This window comes from Ochrovirga pacifica, from assembly GCF_000220525.1.
Classification (GTDB): domain Bacteria; phylum Bacteroidota; class Bacteroidia; order Flavobacteriales; family Flavobacteriaceae; genus Ochrovirga; species Ochrovirga pacifica.
On sequence record NZ_AFPK01000004.1, the window covers coordinates 1 to 19387 of the forward strand.

A 19387-nucleotide genomic window follows, 5' to 3' on the forward strand; every position below is an offset into this window, starting at 1 on the left:
ATCTGGATTTATTTCAGATGCTTTTTTTGTATTTGCTAATAAAGTATGATTATTGATTTCTGTACTTTTTGGGAAATTGAGTAATTGGATTGATTTGAATGTTTTTGTAATACACCTCCGCAGCTTCGGATTGTATTTGAATTTTACCTCTAGTAACAGCTACCTCTTTTCCGTCTATTATTTGTCTTGCATTCATCACTCTATTTACCACATAACCGTTTACTAAGTGAATGCTCTCGTTCCCCAAACAATATACTTCTATAGTGTTCCATTGCCCGTTAGGTTTTTCGTACAATTTTGATTTAGCTACATGTCCTGCAGTAGGAGCAGGTTTTTGACTAGGGTCGTATATTTTATAAGTTTTTCCTTGGGTATTAGTTTCTTTTCTAAAAGGAGCATCTCCTCGCAACCTACCTAAAGGGAAAAAATCTCCACAATCGCTTTCTTGTACTTGATATTCTAAACAAGACATCCAAGTATCCCAAAATGCTCCGTGTGGACCTTTGGCATGATAAATAATTCCGCTGTCTCTCTTGGTTTTTAATCTTGGTTCCCATTTTTTTGTTCCCCATTTAAACTGAGCAGAAAAATGATAATCGCCAAACTCATTTTTAGAAGTCAAACCTCCGTAAATTTCTCCTGTAATTTTTAGTACCAGTTCGTCATTTTCTTTCATAACAGAATACACTTTTTTTGGATCGTTATGCAAACCCAATGGAATTCCTCCTTTCATTACATTATCAAATTTAGGGGGCTCTAAATTTTTAACCGTAGTGTGGGGTACTCCCATCCAAATATCCCATTTTGATAAATTTTCATCAAGCATACTAATTCCCTCCTTTGGAATTTCTTCATGAATATTCCCCAAAGTCCATTGAATCCCTTTTTCTACGTGAGTAACAAAATCTGGATCATCATAAATTTGTTCGGTATGTCCCATTCCTGTATAAAAAACTCGTCCTCCTTCGTAAGTGTGATACCATGCAATGGGATGTTCTGTGCCCATTTTTTTTCCTTCGTAGCTGGTTTCGTCTAAATACAATAAAACATTGGCGTGTTTTGCTACAGGTTTTCTAAAGTTGTACCATTCGTCAAACTTGTAAAAACTATCGGGTAAATGATCGGTTGCAGGATGTTTACAATCTTTGTTTTTTACCAATCTTGCCTTTAGTCTTGGCGGATGAGATTTGAATTGTGCTCCCACCATTTGTTCATAAAAAGGCCAGTTAAACTCCGTATCAGTAGCAGCATGTATTCCTGTAAAACCACCTCCGTTATTCATATATTTTTCAAACGCTTTTTCTTGTTGTTTGTTTAAAATATCTCCAGTTGTATTTAAAAAGACTACCGTTTGATATTTTTTAAGCTCTTCGTAGGTAAACAAATTAGCATCTTCACTAAAGGTTATTTGCCATTGATTTTTTGTTGCCAGCTCTTTAAACATTTCAATTCCTTTGGGAATAGAAGTATGTCTAAAACCTGCTGTTTTGCTAAATACCAAAACATTGCGATGTATGTTTTTTTGAACAGTTTGTATAGGGTGTTTGCTAGAGCAGCCAACAATGCTAATGTAAAATATAAGGAGTCCTAGATTTTTTAAAAATTTCATGAATTATTTTTTAAGTTTAGATATTAGAATAGCATCTGCGGTTCCTTGCCAAGGGTTGTAGTATTGTCCCTCTACAGGGCCGTTGTAAGTTTGTGTTTCTCCAGTAAGTGTATTAAACCATTCAAATGTTCTTTGTTTTACGTCTTTTCTAAAAATCCAAGAACGCATGCTGTGACATTCTTTAGGAATATATAACAATACTGTGCTTAAATCTTTGGTTGATAGGTTGTAAGTTCCTGCGTTTCTGTGGGGCATTGGCTCTAGTTGACTAAAATCTATGTTTCGAAATAGCTGATTCATATGTTTAAAATATTCAAACTTGGGTTTGTAAACACCTTTGGGTTGTTCAAAAGGGTTATAAATCATAGCGTTCCATGAAGTTCCTTGCCAGTAGTAGGTTGTATATACACCAGCAAACAAACACATGTAATTTCTTCGTAAACAAGACTCGGCATTGTCATAATTTCCTGTAAATACTACATAGGGAGATTTTTCGTAACCACCGTGTTCAATATTAAAAACAGGTTTGTTTGTAAATTTTTGATGAGCATCTAGCATTTTATTATAAATGTTATGCGACCAGTCTTGACTAGAAATAAAATCTACTGTTTCTGGATTTTTATTACAAAAACCATAGTCATGTACGGTTAATAAGCGGTTATAACTATCTAATTTTCTTACGCGTTCAATTCTTTCTTTAATGTATTTAGCATCGGCTCTTCCGTAATACAAAGCTTCTTTGGAAATATCCCATAACATGTTCGGAAAAGCCTGATAACGTTTAATTACATAATCAAAATACATATTATCTGCTTCAGAATACATTTCTGGCCAAGCCACTAATTTGTTCCACACATAAATCATTAAATGCGAAACAATTTCTTTGTCGTTCATTAAGCTGATGGTTCTGTCAAATTTTTTAAAAAAATCAACATTTAACGAGGAGAAATCAGGATTTTCATTGTTTCCTAAAAATGGAAAAATATCTTTTGGAGCACCAAATTCATGTTCTGGATGTTTGGCTAGTTCTTTGTCTTTTTTCCATCGCACATCGTAAGAAAATACGTTCATTACCACTTGGTTAAATCCGTTTTCCTGAATTAAATTTAGCAAATGTTCGGTTTTAGGAATGGACTTGTTGTTATGATAATCTAAAGCGTACAACCAATCACATTCAAAGGCTAATAAAAAATAGGGACTGCCATCCTCGTAGCTAAATTTTTTATCATTTTTTTTAATAGTTACTGCCCCGTGCTTTCCTTTTTTAGGAGGATTTACGATAATGGTTCCTTTTTTGTTTCGTAATTTTTTATCCTCTCCATAGGTGGTAAATTTCCACGTACCTTGAAGAGAGTTAGAAAATCGTAATACCCACTGGTTGTTGCCGTTGTAAAAGCCAGGTACTTTTTGAATGGTTCCATTTTCGTGCAGAAAAGTAGCCCCAAAATCTGCTACAAAAGGATTTTTTAATCGAGTTTTTGTTTCAATCACCACATCAATTACCTCCCATTTAGGAATGTTGTAAGATTTGTTGTTTTTGTGTTTTACACTTGTAATTTGTGCAGAACTAAGCTGTAATGTAAGGCACATTACAAACCATAAATAAATTCGGTTAGTTTTCATATTAAACTATGTGTTTTTTTGTAAAGTTATTTATTTTAATGAAAAAAAACATGCAATTATTTAGGAATAATTACATGTTTTTTGATGATGTGTGTCAAAAAAATAAGACTTTTTATTTTTTAATGTCAATATTGTTTTTGCTGATGTATTCACTCGGGGTCATTTCAAATTGTTTTTTAAAACACTTAGCAAAATAAGAAGGACTGTTAAATCCAGTCATATACATAATTTCTTTTACAGATAAATCGCTAGTTTCTAAAAGTTGTACAGCTCTTTTAAGACGGATGCTTCGGATAAATTCACTTGACGACAATCCTGTGATTTCTTTTAGTTTTAAGTATAAATTACTTCGACTTACATTCATCTCTTTTACCAACATTTCTACACTAAATTCCGTATTCATCATATTTTTTTCTACCACATCCATAGCTTTTTGTAAAAAGATTTCATCAGCAGAGGTAACAGTTACTTCTTCGGGTTTTAGAATTATTTCTTGATTAAAACGTTTTCTTAAATGACTACGTTTGCTAATGATATTTTTTATTTTTAACTGTAGTGCTTCTAAGTTAAAAGGTTTGGTAATGTAATCATCAGCACCGCTCTCTAACCCTTTTTGTTCGTTTTCTTGAGAGGTTTTAGCGGTTAGCAAAATAAAAGGGATGTGACTGGTTTCTGAAGTTTCTTTACATTTTATGCAAAACTCAACCCCGTCCATTTCGGGCATTACATAATCACTAATAATGATATTTGGGATTTGTTTTTGTGCAATTTCAAAACCTTTTTTACCATCTTCGGCTTCCAAAATGTTGTAATTTTCTTGCAAAGATTGTCGGATAAATTGTCGGATATCAGAATTGTCATCAACGACAAGAACCATAGGTAGTTCTGGTCTTTTTTTTATGATTTGTTCTTTGTCCTCTTCCTCATCTTTTACAGCTACTTGATGTGCAGATGCAACATATGCAGATGTACCACTAACTCCATCTTCTTGGTTTCCAAAGTTGATATTAGGTTTGTCTATATAGGCTTGTTTTTCTTGTGGTAGGTTTACAGCAAAGGTAGTACCTCCGTACTCGTTATCTACTACGGCAATGCTTCCTTGGTGTAAGTCTATAAGACTTTTGGTGTAGCTTAATCCAATCCCGGTACCCGTAGGGTTTGCCAGTTCTTTTGCAGAGTTGCTATAAAAACGATTAAAGATTCGTTGTTTTTTAGCTTCAGAAATTCCAGAGCCAGAGTCTTTTACTTCAATTACCACTCTGTTGTAAACCGCTCCTTTGGTTAACCTGTCGGAATGATAAGTTTTTTTTACGTACACGTAAACATCTACAATTCCTCCATCGGGGCAAAATTTAAACGCGTTAGAGAGTAAGTTGTTCATTACTTTTTCTAAGGCATCGGGGCTAAAGTAACTGTAAATTGAATCAGACTCTGAACGAACGGTGTAATTTATTTTTTTCTTCTCGCCAATAAATTTAAACGGCTCAGCAACTTCTTTTACAAATTTGGCAATGTTTTTTTCGTAAACAACCAAATCCATTTTCCCTTTGTCTAACTTTTGAAAATCTAATAATTGCTTTACCAACCTTAGCAAATACTCTGTGTTTTTTTCCATCAAAGTATATTGATTTTTTACCGCATTAAAATCAAGGCTTTCACCTTTCTTTTGCAAGTACTCTAGCGGCCCTTTAATTAAGGTAAGAGGAGTTCTAAATTCGTGAGAAATATTGGTGAAGAATTCCATTTTCATTTGTTGCAATTCTTGGTATTTGTTTTGCTCAATTTTTTGAAGTTCTAAAGTGTGTTTTTTATGAGATCGGATTAATGTAAACTTCCAAAAACCTAATAAAGACAATACAATTAGCAATGCATATATAATGTAGGCCCACATGGTTTTCCAGAAAGGCGGAGTGATTTCTATCACAATTTTTTTGGCATCATTGTTCCATACACCATCTCCATTAGAAGATTTTACATGAAACACATAGGTACCTGGAGACAAGTTTGTATAGGTAGCAAAGCGTTTGTTAGACTGGGTGTAATTCCATCTATTTTCAAAACCAGTTAATTTGTATGCATATTGGTTTTTTAAAGGAGAAGAATATTGAAGGGCAGCAAATTCAAACGAAATACTGTTTTGGTCATAAGTAAAAGTTAACTTTTTAGTTTTGTCAATACTTTGTTTTAAGATAACTCTTTCTTCAACTTTTTCACCAGGTTTAAGCTCGTTATTAAATAAAGAAATTTTAGTGATAGCTGTTTTAGGAGCATAGGGATTGTCTTTTATTTTGTTGGGATAAAAGGCACTAAAACCATTAATTCCTCCAAAAATCATTTCTCCATCTTTTCTCTTAAAGCAAGCCAGTTCCTGAAACTCATTGCTTTGCAAACCATCGTATATATTATAGTTTTTAAAGATTTCTTTTTCAGGGTTAAATTTAGAGATTCCGTTGTTGGTAGAGATCCATAAATTTCCTTTGTTGTCTTCTAATATTCCCTTAATTACATTATTAGGCAAACCTTCTTTTTTGGTATAGGTTTTAAATTGAGCTTCGTTTTCATCAATGGGTGTAATCATTTTGTTTAGTCCGCCTCCAAAAGTACCAATCCATAATTCTCCTTTTTTACTTTCGTGAATAGACAATATATAATCTAGGCTTAGGCTCTTAGGGTTGTTTTCTTGATGTTTGTAATTGATGAATTTAGGAGATGATTGTGCTATTTGTTGGTAATTTAGTTTGCTTAATCCTGTACCAGTTGCAAACCATAAATTTTTCTTAGAATCTTCGTAAATGTTTCTAATAATAGTTCCTCCAATACTGTTAGGGTTATCAGGCTGATGTTTAAAATGTTTTTTTACTACAAATTCTTGCTTTTCGTTTAATGCAATCATAAAAACTCCACCGCTGTAGGTACCTACCCATACTTGATTTTTATGGTCTACCAAAAGACTAAAAACACTGCTTCTTACAGGTAATGGAATGCTTTTCTTAACGTAGTCTTTTTTGTTATTGTCAGTAATGTCTATGTACGATAAGGAAATGCCTCCTTCGTTTCCGAACAGAAGAAATTTCTTGTTTTTTGCTTGTATTTCGGCAATAGCAAACGTTTTGGTATTGTTAAACAAATGCAAAAATTTTTTGTACTTGTTTTTGGTTTTAATCTCTTTATTTAGGGTTCCTCCTTCGGTTCCAATCCATAATGTTTCATTACTATCACTAAAAATAGCTCTAATTTTGTTGTAGCTTAAGCTCTTTGGATTAGAACTACTTTTAATGTGTAAAAAAGGTTTTTTAATTGGATCTAAAATATTAATTCCACCACCATTGGTTCCAACCCACATAATACCTGTACTGTCTTTGTAAATAGACGAAATAATATTTTTATTAATACTATTAGGATCGTCAGGGTTGTCTTTGTAAACATTAATTTTTACGGGCTTTGGGATGTTGTTTTCAAAATGAATCAAACCTCGGCTAGTTCCAACCCATATATTATTTTGATTGTCGATAGCAATGCCAGAAGTAGACATATTGGCATGAAAACGGATAAATTTCTTCTTAATCTTAGGAACAATATTCTCTACATACAAACCTTTAGCTGATGAAATAATCATACGGTTATTTAGATCTTCTGTAATTACTTTTACAGCACCATTTGGAATTCCATATTCTTTATTAATGGGTTTTAAAACGTAATTCGTTCCTTTTTTTATAATTTGAAACAAATACTTGTTGGTTCCTAATAATAAATCTCCTTTTTTACTTTGATAGATTACGTTTACTTTTTTATTGTTCAGCGGAATAGGAAAATCTAAGTGTTGAAATACCAACTTTTTTTGGGAGGCTTTTAAATCTACTAAATCCAAGCCATCATTGGTCCCAATCCATAGTTGATGATCGCGATCAAGTAACAAAGCACCAATATAATTGTTTCTAATAGAGGTGCTGTCTAGTGGATTGTGTGTGTAATGTGTAACTTTTTCGTTGGCAGTATTCAAAAAATTAAGTCCGTTTCCTGTAGTTCCTATCCAAAGATTGCTGTTTTCATCACCTGTAATTCTAAAAATTAAATTACTGTTAAGACTGTTTTTGTCTTCAGATGGTTTGTAGTGTTTAAACTGATAACCGTCAAATTTATTCAATCCATCATGGGTTCCAAACCACATGTATCCATCTTTACTTTGATAAATAGCATTTACATCGCTTTGAGACAGCCCGTCATTTACGGATATATGAGAAAAGGTAAAACGCTCTTGAGAAAACGTATTGATAGATAGAAAAAAAAGAACTTTAAAAATTAAGTTTGATAAGTAAGACTGTTGCATAAATCTACAGGTTGCTTTGGTCATTGTAATGGTTAACGACAAGTAAGATGAAAAATAGAGAATAAAGTTTAATTTCTTTAGTATTTATTTTGTCTTATTGCATTTTTGTTAGCAATATCATTGTTTTTTTGTTTTTTGTGCTTACAAAAATAGAAATATTGCAAGATACTCTTTGTAAATTATGGCTCTAATTGTGGTAAAAATTTCATTTTCGAGAACGTTTTCAAAAAATAAAAACGATACCGATAACGTTTCCGTTTTTTTAACAGCTAGCTATTCTTTAAATCAAAGTAATTTAACTCTAAAATTTAAATAATTATGAGGATCAATTACATTTTAAAAAGAAGCGTATTAGCTTTATTTATGTGTCATCTTGGGATGTTGGCACAAACTACATTGCCAGTTACCTCTGGTGGAGTTAATAATACTGTTCAGTTTTCTGATAATCAGCAAAGTTCTGCAGAGCTAAACTTAAAAGTAGACATCGAGGAATATTACAGTCTAACACCAAGTTACGCTCGTAAGGTGTACATGCATTTTAATCTTACAGCTATTAATGGACAAACATTAACTGCGGGAGCGTTAAAAGTAAATTTTTCTAGTTCTTCATCGGCAACGGCAGGTAGTGAGGGAATTACAATTTTGGCCAATGCTTATCATGGAGCAGGTTTGCCATCATCAGGAGTTCCAAAATACTCTTACGACTTTTCTGGGTTTACCAAAACAACATTGGGCAATATTTTTACGGTAGCAGCCGATGCTTCCATTACTGATGCGTTAGGAGTACAAACTTTAGATATTTTATCGTATCTGCAAGAAAGAGCCAATGCAGGCGATACCGAAGTTTTGATAGAAATTGAAGTTACGGTAGACAACTCTTCAAACCAACGTTCGCTATTTAAAGTATCTAGTGATGCGGGAGCGGTTCCTCCAACTATTGTTGTAGAAGGACCTACTTTAAGTGCTGTAAAAATAACAAAAAGCAAGTTAGATGGAGCTTACTACAATACAACCAAACAAGCTGTTATGGTTGGTCAAAATTTTCAAGGTGATTTTGTAATTTTTAATGTATTGGGGCAAAAAGTAAAAGAAGGAAATGTAACTAGAGAAGTTTCTGTAAGCGATTTAAAAAGTGGAGTTTACATGTTTGCAACCGCAAAAGGAAGTTTAAAGTTTGTAAAATAAGTTACTTTTACAAATTTTTAAGAAAAAGAAGGGTTAACAAGCTAGATGTTAACTCTTTTTTTATTGAGGATTCATAGAAGATTCTCTTACATTTAAACGACCATTTAAAACAATAGTTTGTGGTACAAAAACACCTTTATTTGCTATTTGCTCTAGCAACAAAGTAGCAGCTGTTTGGCCTATATCTTGGGTAGGCTGTTCTACAGAAGTTAGTGTAGGGTAAATATGTTTGGCTAGATTAGATTCTGTAAACCCAACAATAGCAATGTCTTGTGGTATTTTGTACCCGTGTTGTTTAAACACATTCATAGCACCAATGGCAGAAGAATCATTAGCAGCAAAAATGGCCCTAGGAATTTCACCTTTTTCAATCAATTCTTTAGCAACACGTTCTCCATCTTCAGTTCTAAAACCGCATTGAATCACTTTACCTGGTTCCAACCTATGTTTGGTGTGTGCTTGCTTAAAACCTTTAAGTCTATTTTTAGAAAGTGTTAGGTGAGGAGCACCAGATAAATGAACAATATGTTGATAACCTTGTAAAATTAAGTGTTCTGTGGCAAACAATGCCCATTTAAAATCGTCAAACAAAACTTTAGAAGCGGCAATGTCTTCTACTGTTCTATTAAAAAATACAATGGGAATATTTTGCGTTAATAACTTTTTGTAATAATCAATGTTTTGATTTTCTGAAGTTAGTGAAACAATCAGTCCATCCACCATATTATCGACCAAAGTCTCTACATTTTTTTTCTCCATTTCCCAAGAGTAGTTCGATTGCATCACTAGTACTTGATAGCCTTTATCATGCATTACTTCTTGAACCCCCATTAGGACCTTCGGAAAAAAGCTGTTTTCAAATTCTGGCACCACCACACCTATATTGTAGGAGCGTTGCTGAATCAGTTTTCTGGCAATTGGGTTAGGTCTATATCCTAATTCCTCAGCTTTTTTTAAAATCAAATCACGAGTTTCTGGTTTTATGTCGTATTTGTTGTTAAAAGCTCTAGAAACGGTAGAAATGGAAACGCCTAATTCTTTGGCTAAATCTTTTATAGTGATGTGTTTCATTGGATAATATTACAATAAAAAAAAGTTTCCGACAACTTCCGAAAACCTTTCCGATAAATATTTGTGTTTCGGAAACGTTATCGAGCCTGCTTTTTTTTTTGAAGAGAGGCTGTATGACTTGGAATGTTTAATTTGCTCTAAATTGTTACAATAAGTCATGGGAAGTATAGATATTTCGGTTATTTTAATTTTTACATTGTTGGTTTTTATCTGTGGAATGAGTTTTTCCAAATCGGGTAAAAACATGAAATCCTATTTTGCTGCAGGAGGTGCTTTGCCTTGGTGGATGAGTGGATTGTCGTTATTTATGAGTTTTTTCTCAGCCGGAACTTTTGTTGTGTGGGGGTCTATAGCTTATAAGAGCGGATGGGTCGCAATTGCTATTCAGTGGACCATGTGTATTGCCGGAATTATTATTGGTTTTTTTATTGCTCCAAAATGGCAAAAAACCAAAGCTTTAACAGCCGCAGAATTTATAACCGATCGTTTGGGGGTAAAAACTCAAAAAATCTATACCTACTTATTTTTAGGGATTTCTATTTTTACAACAGGAGCTTTTTTGTATCCTGTTGCTAAAATTGTTGAGGTTTCTACAGGTATTCCAATCACGGCGAGTATTGTGTTTTTGGGAATTCTAATCCTTATTTATACTACTGTTGGAGGTTTATGGGCAGTAATTGTTACCGATGTTTTACAGTTTGTAGTGTTAACTGCTGCTGTACTTATAGTAGTACCACTTTCTTTTAATAAAATAGGAGGAATTGACAACTTTATTACCCAAGCTCCAGATAACTTTTTCAATTTCGTAAATGAAGAATACACATCTGGGTTTCTAGTCGCTTTTGGTTTGTATAACCTATTTTTTATAGCAGGAAATTGGGCATACGTACAACGTTATACCAGTGTCGCTAGCCCAAAAGAGGCTAAAAAAGTAGGATGGTTGTTTGGTGGTTTGTACACCATAAGCCCATTGATTTGGATGTTGCCTCCAATGATTTATAGAGTATTAAATCCAGAGTTGTCCGGTTTGGCAGACGAAGGAGCTTATTTGCTGATGTGTAAAGAGGTACTACCTGTTGGAATGTTAGGATTGATGTTGGGAGGAATGGTGTTTGCTACTTCTAGTTCGGTGAACACAACCTTGAATATTTCGGCTGGGGTGATGGCCAATGACTTGTTTAAAGCTATCAAACCTGAAGCAAGCGACAAACAATTGGTGCGTGTAGGTAAAACAGCTACTATTGGTTTGGGAATTTTAACGATTATCATTGCCTTACTAGTTCCCTATTTTGGGGGAATCGTAGAAGTAGTGATGAGTTTGGCAGCACTAACGGGAGGAGCTATGTTTTTGCCACCGCTATGGGCTTTGTTTTCAAAATCTCAAACAGGTAAAAGTGTGTTATCAATCACCTTAACCTCATTAGCTATTAATGCCTTTTTTAAATTTTTAGCTCCTAGCTTAATTGATGTCAAATTAAGCACAGCCACAGAAATGGGAGTAGGTATGATAATTCCTATTGTGTTACTAACTATTTATGAATTGTATGCCAATGCAGCTCAACAAGAAAATCCACAATACATCGCTTACGAAAAAAAATTAGCCTTAAAAACTGGTTTTGATGATGAAGAACCAAGTTCAGGAAACAAAAGAGGAGGAAGAGTGATAGGTATTGGAGTAGGAGCTACGGGATTGCTGATTGTCATTTTATCTTTTATAGCCAATAATGGTGCACTATTAGTAGGTTGTATGGGAGCTCTAGTACTGTTGGTAGGTGCCGTTATCATCAACAAAAATAAAGACAAATAAAAAATAGACAGAACCAAATTGTAAATCATGATTGTACAAGATTTTAACCAAGATATAAGAAAAAATAAATCGCTAGAACTCAACGCTGATTTTGTTGTAATAGGTGGTGGTTTGGCCGGTGTTTGTGCAGCGATTACTGCAGCCAGAAAAGGAACCAAAACTATTTTGGTACAAGATCGACCAGTGCTTGGAGGAAATGCATCTTCCGAGGTTCGTTTATGGGCTCTAGGGGCTACCTCTCATATGGGTAATAATAACCGTTGGTCTCGTGAAGGTGGAGTAGTAAACGAAATTTTTGTAGAGAACTTATATAGAAACAAAGAAGGAAATCCAGTTATTTTTGACACCGTAATGTTAGAAAAAGTAATGAACGAAAAGAACATTACTTTAATGCTTAACACAGCAGTTTACGAAGTTGAAAAAAAAGATGCAAAAAATATCAAAGCAGTAAAAGCTTTCAATGCTCAAAACTCAACACATTACCATATTTCTGCCCCTTTATTTTGTGATGCATCGGGGGATGGGATTGTGGCTTTTCAGGCAGGTGCAAGTTTTAGAATTGGAGCAGAAAGTAAAGAAGAGTTTGGTGAACTGTTTGCTCCAGACGAATCTTACGGACAATTGTTAGGACATTCTATTTTCTTTTACAGCAAACGTGCTCCCAAACCTGTAAAATATGTTGCTCCTGATTTTGCTTTAAAAGACATTCAGTCTATCCCTCGATATAAAGTCATAGAAAAAGATGATACAGGTTGTCGATTTTGGTGGCTGGAATACGGAGGTAGAAAAGATACTATTCACGATACGGAAGAAATTAAATATGAATTGTGGAAAGTAGTTTACGGAGTATGGGATTATATAAAAAATTCGGGAGAGTTTGAAGACGTTGACGATTTAACCTTAGAATGGGCAGGAACCATTCCTGGAAAACGAGAAAGCCGTCGTTTTGATGGGTTGTACATGATGAAACAACAAGATGTTATTGGGCAACAAAGATTTGACGATGCTATTGCTTTTGGTGGATGGGCTATCGATTTACATCCTGCAGATGGTGTGTATAGTGAAAAGTCGGGTTGTACCCAATGGCACTCCAAAGGAATTTACGATATTCCCTACCGTAGTTTAATTCCTAAAGATTTGAACAATTTGTTTTTAGCAGGACGTATCATTAGTGCATCTCATGTTGCGTTTGGAACTACTCGTGTAATGGCCACAACTGGATTTACTGCACAAGCCATTGGTATGGCTGCACATATGTGTTTGGATAAAAACATTACACCTGCACAGGTTTTAGAAAATGGTGTCATCAAAGAGTTGCAAAACGAATTGAATTTGTACGGACAAAGCATTCCGAATGTACCTATTATGTCTGCAAGTAATTTAGCAAGTAAAGCAAACATTAGTGCTTCTTCTCAATTGGATTTGGAAGAAATTGCTTATGGAGAAACTTGGTTAAATTTGGCGACTTCTGCTGCCATGTTGTTGCCTTTGGTAAAAGAAACTCAATATACCTTTACGGTGGTCGTGAATGCAACCGAAGCCACGGAGTTGGAAGTGCAGTTTCGAGTGGCTGAAAAAGAGAAAAACTATACACCTGATAATACTTTAGAAAGTAAAAAAATAGCTATCAACAAAGGAGAGCAAAAGGTGACGTTTACCTTTGACAACACTCTAGAAAAAGAGCAATATGCGTTTGTGTGTTTTATGGCGAACGAAAAGGTGAGTATACAAGAGAGTGAGGAATTATACTCTGGAGTTGTTTCTTTGTTTAATGGAGTGAACAAAGCAGTATCCAACAAAGGAAAACAAACCCCACCAGAAGGTTTGGGTGTAGATACTTTTGAGTTCTGGATTCCTTACCGTCGTCCCGCAGGGAAAAACATTGCGATGGAAATCAGTCCTGCCGTTTCTGTGTATGAGGCAAGTAACGTAGTCAATGGATATGTACGTCCGTGGGGAACCGCCAATTCTTGGACAGCAGATTTAAAAGATACACATCCAACTTTAAAAATAGATTGGGCAGAAAAGCAAACCATCTCTAGCATCAAGTTGTTTTTAGACGGAGATTATGACCATGCTATGGAATCAGTACAGTTTGGACATTATGATGATATTGTACCACAGTGTTTGCAAGACTATACCATTAAAACGGTAGAAGGAGAAATTTTAGCAAGCCAAATAGGAAATTATCAAACTATCAACGAATGGAAATTAAAAACACCTGTCACGACAAAGGGAATTGTTATAGAGGTAAAACATCCATCGGCTACTACGCCAGCAACCATTTTTGAGGTTGTTTGCCAATAGAATTACTATAAATAACGCATGTAAGTATATTACAAATGAATTTATAGACAATACAAATGATTATAAAACCCTTAGTTTTTAAATAAAACGAAGTGTGTTTTGTTGTTAAATAGCTGTTTGTTAATAAGTTAAGTGTTTGAGGGCCTCTATTATGGGGGCTTTCAACACTTTTTGTGTTTTATAAGAGGGATTTTTTGTTTTAATTTTATTGCATAAAATCCTAAAACCACAAACCTATGAGAATTCTTTTTCTTTGTTTTTTTATTGTTTTTCAAACCTCAATTTTTGCACAAACCTTTAATGTGTTAGATTTTGGAGCCAAAGCGGATGGATTGACTAAAGATACCCAAGCAGTACAAGCTGCTATTAATGCATGTACTGAAAATGGCGGAGGTACAGTGCTTATTCCTGCTGGTAAAACAGTTGTAATTGGTACCATCTATTTAAAAGATTTTGTGACGCTACATGTGGCCAATGGTGCCGTTTTATTAGGAAGTCCTCACTACAAAGATTACGCTACAGACACACATAAAAACACGTATAAAAACGAACCTCACATGGATCGTTGTCTTATTTTTGCCCACAAAGCCAAATCGTTTGCAATAGAGGGATATGGTGTTATTGATGGCAATGGTAGTGTCAAAAATTTTAATCGAAAAAAAGACAATGGACGTCCCATGTTATTACGTTTTATGGATTGTAGTGATATACGGTTGAATAATGTTACGCTACAAAATCCTGCTGCATGGACTTCGGCTTGGTTGTATTGTGATCAAATTGCGATAAATGGCATAAAAATTAAGAGTAGAATAAATCACAATGGAGATGGATTGGATTTTGACGGTTGTACCAATGTGCGTGTTAGCAATTGCTCTTTTGATACCAGCGACGATTCTATTTGTTTGCAAACGTCTCGTCCCGATAAGCCTTGTAAAGATATTACCATCAGCAACTGTGTGTTTACAAGCAAATGGGCAGCTATGCGTATTGGTTTGGCCTCTCGTGGAGATTTTGATGGTGTTACAGTAAGCAACTGTACGTTTCATGACATACAAGACTCAGGACTAAAAATTCAGATGAACGAAGGGGGAGAAATGAAGAACATGTCTTTCTCTAATATCGTTATGCGCAATGTTCCACGTCCTATTTTTATGACCTTTTGTCAGCAAAGAGCTGGGGTTGATGCACCCAAAGAGATGACTCCTATGAAAGCCATGCATCATTTTATTTTTGATGGAATTATTGCAGACAATCGAGCATTAGATGTAAACACAGCTATTTTTATTACAGGAATGCCCAATCATCACATAACAGATGTGCAGCTTCATAATGTACAAATGACTGTTGCTGGTGGGGGAACTAAAAATGATGCTCAACGAGTATTGAAAGAATATACTTTAGAAACCTTGGGTGATTGGTGGCCTGAATTTAAAAAAGTAGGTGTTCCAATACCTGCTTCGGGAATTTATGCTCGTCATATGGATGGGTTTTATTTAAATAATATACACATAAACACTGTTAATAAAGATGAACGTCCAGCTTTGGTTTTAGACGATGTTCGTCATCATCAGGTAGAAAATTTGTTTTTAAATAGAAAAAAACTTAAAAGAAAAGATTGGGTAATTAAATAAGCCAGCTTTTGGTTTGAAATAAGATATTCTTACATGTTTTAAAGTCCATACATTTTTGTATGGACTTTTTTTATGTATTTGTTTAGTAGTTCTAATGTGTTGTTTTTCAGTGTTTTTTGTGTGTGGTGAATCATATGTGTTGTGCTTGGTAACATATGTGTCTTACTTAATTAAGGGCTTGTTTAAACTTTGATTGTGTATTGTATTCTTACCATCAAAATATAAATAAACCAAAACAAATGAAAAAAATAATACTTATAATGGTTTGGATTTGTACGAGTTTACAAATCCTAGCTCAGCAAAAAAAGCCCAATATCTTGTGGATTTTAACAGACGATCAGCGTGTAGATTCTAACGGGTATTACAATCAAATTACCACAGGAAAAAAAGACAGTCCCCTAGGGTATGTATCATCACCTAATTTAGATGCTTTAGCAAAAGAAGGAGCTGTTTTTACCAATTTTTATTGCAATTCCCCTGCTTGTGCACCTTCTAGAGCAAGTATAGTAACTGGTAAATATCCACATCATGCAGGTATTTATGGTTTTGAAAAAACTCACAATCAAGTAGATTATTTTAACAAAACCTTGCCAGAGGTTATGGAAGATTCAGGCTATCAGACGAGTATGTTTGGTAAAAAAGGCTACTATATTTTTAATCGAGATAAAAAAGGGAAGATTAGAGGTTTTCCTAATTTCTACGATCAAATGGTAATGGCCAATGAGTTAAGAAGAAATAAAAACACTACCGATTGGGACAATAGTACGGTAGCGGGTACTGTTGATGGCAAATATACCAAGTTAGATTCTAGAGTCAATTTTTATTATCCTAATGGTGTGCACAAATCTTTTTCTAGAACAGATAAAATTACTACTGATGAGAAAAAAGTAAAAGAGGAGGTAGAAAAGGAACTAGATATACTTTATGCTTACACTCGCAGTAGTTCTGATTTGATTATTGGTGGACAAAATTCCATGCCAGCAGGCAAAACCTTGGATGGGAATATAACCCGAGAGTTTTTAGACTACTTAAAAAATGAAAATAAAAGTTATCAATCTCCAGTAGGGAAAAAAATGCAAGGGGTAGATTCTTCAAAGCCTTTCTTTACGAGTTTAAGTTATCATTTTCCACATACCCCTGTGATGCCTCCCAAAGAGTTTAGAGATCAATTCAAAGGGAAAAAATATAAAGTGCCAGTGTTTAGCAAAGAAGAGTTGAAAAAGTTACCTCCTCAATTGAAAAAGCTATACAGTAAAGGTAAAATTGATGAGTTAACAGCGGAAGAGAAACAACAAGCCATTAGAGATTATTATGCTTTTTGTGCATATGGAGATGCTCAAATAGGGAAAGCCGTAAAAGCTTTTAAAGACTATAGTAAAAAACACCAGCAGGAGTATGTAATATTCTATGTATGCGGAGATCACGGATGGCAATTGGGAGAACAAGGCATAGAAACTAAATTTTCACCTTGGGAAACTTCTAACCATACTTCTGCTATTGTGGTTTCATCGGATCACACAAAATACCCGGCAGGAAAGGTTTACAAAGGTTTTGTAGAGTATGTAGATATCATGCCTACGATTTTAGCTGCGGGAGGAGTAGATGTAAACGCAAAAGAGTTTGATTTTTTAGATGGATATAATTTGGCAGAAGTGCTAATTAATCAAGAAAAAAACAGAGACTATGTAATTGCAGAGCTGAATCATGTAATAGGTCCAAGAGCTTACTTACGTACCAAAGATTTTGCTTTTTCTATGAGAACACGAGAAACGAATCAGAAAGCAAGCAACAAATTTGCTCCTAATAAAAATATCAAATGGGGATTAGAAGCACCAAGAGCCAAAGTAGAAATGGCCTTGTACGATTTACGCATAGATCCTAGCGAAAGAAACAATGTAGCCAATGATAAAGAATACATAAAATTGGCAGATTGGCTTAGAAATAAGTTAGGGAATATAGTTCTTGGTGATGGAAGAATTGAAACTAATTGGCAGCAAAAAAACGATTACAACCGAACCACTTTTGCACTTGGTGCAGATGATAAAAAAGCAGTAATTCCTAAAAATTTAATACCAAAAGTAAAGTAATAAATAAAATAATAAGAGATGAGAAAAATAGTAGCAAGTTTGTTATTAGTAACTAGTTTGCTGGTAGCACAGAAAAAACAAAAACCAAATATCATAGTTGTATTAGCTGATGATATCAGTGCACGAGAAATGCCCATTTATCAATCTGATACATGGAGTCCACCAATAGGAGGAGATACGCAAGATTTAAAATACCGAGCCAACACCCCAGTTCTAGATAAAATAGCCAAAGAAGGTTTGTATGTAAAAACTGCATGGGCTGCTGTGGTTTGTTCGCCAAGTAGAGCTATGATGATGACAGGGAGGTATGCTCATTTACATAAATGGTGGGGGAATAAAACCACAGGAAAATATACTGATGAAAACGGAAAACCAGCAACTTATCCTTTTTACGAAAGTTCTCCTTTAGGCTTAGGTCAGGTAGCACAAAAAGCAGGTTATGCTACTCTATGGTCTGGAAAATCACAGATGCGTAATCCTAACTTAGAAAAATATGGCTTTGATGAAGGTGTGTTTACACCTGGAGAATCTACAAGAGGAGGAGACAATCCTTATACCGATTTTAGGGTGGAACTAAAAAAAGTAGATGGAAAAAAGAAAATCATTAATAATGATACAGGAGAAGAGGTTTTTACATTTCCTCAATCGGGATGGTATTGGCAACCACATGTGATGTTGATGAATCATCCATCGTCAAAAAAACAGTTTGAATGGTGGCCAAACACAGCAAAGTCAAAAAAAGAATATGGTTTAACAACTTATGGACCCGACGTAGAATTGGATTTTATTTTTGATTTTATGGAGCGAAAAACCAAAGAGAAGAAACCTTTCTTTGTGTACCATACCACTCACTTAGGACACGATGCTTTTGACTTCTTTCACCCAGAAACAAAAACAAAATGGCCTGGTACTCCTGTGGTGAAATGGGAAAATGGAAAATACCATAGAACCGAGCCTCGTGTAACTGGAGACAAAGGGGTATACAATACGTATGGGACTGTTACAGAACCCGGAATTCATAACCATATCAACTATTTAGATTACCAAATGTGGTTGTATTTACAAAAACTAAAAGAGTTAAAAGTAGACCAAAATACTTTAGTGATTTTTTGTGCCGATAACGGAACTAGCGGATATGGTAAAAATAGTGCTGAAGCACAAAAAGGAACACATGTGCCTTTTATAGTCTATGCACCAGGATTGGGTTTAACCAAAAAAGGAGAACAAGATGTATTGGTAAATTTAGCAGATGTATTGCCTACTATTGCCGAAATAGGCGGGGTTGAAATTCCAAAAGATTATGAAATTAATGGGGTGAGTTTGTGGCCGTTTTTAACGACTAAGCAAAAAGAACACAGAGATTGGATTTATGGTTACAAAGACGGAATGCAGATCATAAGAGGAAAACACTTGATGAAAGATGGTTACGACAAGTGGTACGATGTAAGCAAAACACCATCGGATTTGATTTCGTTTGATAAGGTGAAGCAACCTAATAATCTGTCTGGAGCTGCACTAAAAGACAAAGAGTTGTTTGAGAAGGTTTTGCCTAAGTTCAATACCTTTGAAGAAGAAAGACACGGACCTTTACTAGAAAAACATCGATTGCAAATAGAGAAAAAAGAAGCCGAGCAAAAAGCAAAGCTAAAAGCCTTAAAAGCAAAAAAACGAGCTAAACAGGCAAAAAAGAAAAATAAGAAAAAATAAATAAGGATTCAAAGAAACATTAACGTTCCTAAA

At 34.6% G+C, this 19387-nt stretch carries 10 protein-coding genes; 6 read left to right on the forward strand and 4 right to left on the reverse strand.

The window, feature by feature from the left end:
- Positions 1-49 precede the first annotated feature (49 nt).
- The 3 genes from FS85_RS16820 to FS85_RS0100235 form a co-directional block, all read right to left on the reverse strand.
- Positions 50-1609, reverse strand: coding sequence for a ThuA domain-containing protein (locus FS85_RS16820; RefSeq protein WP_010133915.1), 1560 nt, complete (start codon positions 1607-1609; stop codon positions 50-52).
- Positions 1610-1612: 3 nt separating this feature from the next.
- Entirely contained in the window at positions 1613-3232 is a 1620-nt protein-coding gene (locus FS85_RS0100230; RefSeq protein WP_010133916.1) for a DUF5060 domain-containing protein, read from the reverse strand.
- 112 nt (positions 3233-3344) lie between these two features.
- Entirely contained in the window at positions 3345-7583 is a 4239-nt protein-coding gene (locus FS85_RS0100235) for a two-component regulator propeller domain-containing protein (protein WP_010133917.1), read from the reverse strand.
- 294 nt (positions 7584-7877) lie between these two features.
- On the opposite strand from FS85_RS0100235, the gene FS85_RS0100245 reads away from it, so the two are divergent.
- Positions 7878-8744, forward strand: coding sequence for a T9SS type A sorting domain-containing protein (locus FS85_RS0100245; protein ID WP_010133918.1), 867 nt, complete (start codon positions 7878-7880; stop codon positions 8742-8744).
- Positions 8745-8804: 60 nt separating this feature from the next.
- On the opposite strand, the gene FS85_RS0100250 is transcribed toward FS85_RS0100245, so the two are convergent.
- Complete coding sequence (locus tag FS85_RS0100250; RefSeq protein ID WP_010133920.1) at positions 8805-9815, reverse strand: LacI family DNA-binding transcriptional regulator; 1011 nt, start codon at positions 9813-9815, stop codon at positions 8805-8807.
- Between the two features lie 157 nt (positions 9816-9972).
- Here FS85_RS0100250 and FS85_RS0100255 point away from each other — a divergent pair, with 157 nt between their 5' ends.
- The 5 genes from FS85_RS0100255 (at position 9973) to FS85_RS0100275 (ending at position 19354) form a co-directional block, all read left to right on the forward strand.
- Complete coding sequence (locus tag FS85_RS0100255; RefSeq protein ID WP_010133921.1) at positions 9973-11622, forward strand: sodium:solute symporter family protein; 1650 nt, start codon at positions 9973-9975, stop codon at positions 11620-11622.
- A gap of 27 nt (positions 11623-11649) precedes the next feature.
- Entirely contained in the window at positions 11650-13929 is a 2280-nt protein-coding gene (locus FS85_RS0100260; RefSeq protein ID WP_010133922.1) for an FAD-dependent oxidoreductase, read from the forward strand.
- A 236-nt stretch (positions 13930-14165) separates the two neighbouring features.
- Complete coding sequence (locus tag FS85_RS0100265) at positions 14166-15560, forward strand: glycoside hydrolase family 28 protein (RefSeq protein WP_010133923.1); 1395 nt, start codon at positions 14166-14168, stop codon at positions 15558-15560.
- A 239-nt stretch (positions 15561-15799) separates the two neighbouring features.
- On the forward strand, positions 15800-17647 hold the full coding sequence (locus tag FS85_RS0100270; RefSeq protein ID WP_029489163.1) for a sulfatase-like hydrolase/transferase: 1848 nt from the start codon (positions 15800-15802) through the stop codon (positions 17645-17647).
- Positions 17648-17665: 18 nt separating this feature from the next.
- The gene (locus tag FS85_RS0100275; RefSeq protein WP_010133925.1) at positions 17666-19354 is read left to right on the forward strand and encodes a sulfatase-like hydrolase/transferase; all 1689 of its coding nucleotides are present in this window, start codon (positions 17666-17668) and stop codon (positions 19352-19354) included.
- Positions 19355-19387 lie beyond the last annotated feature (33 nt).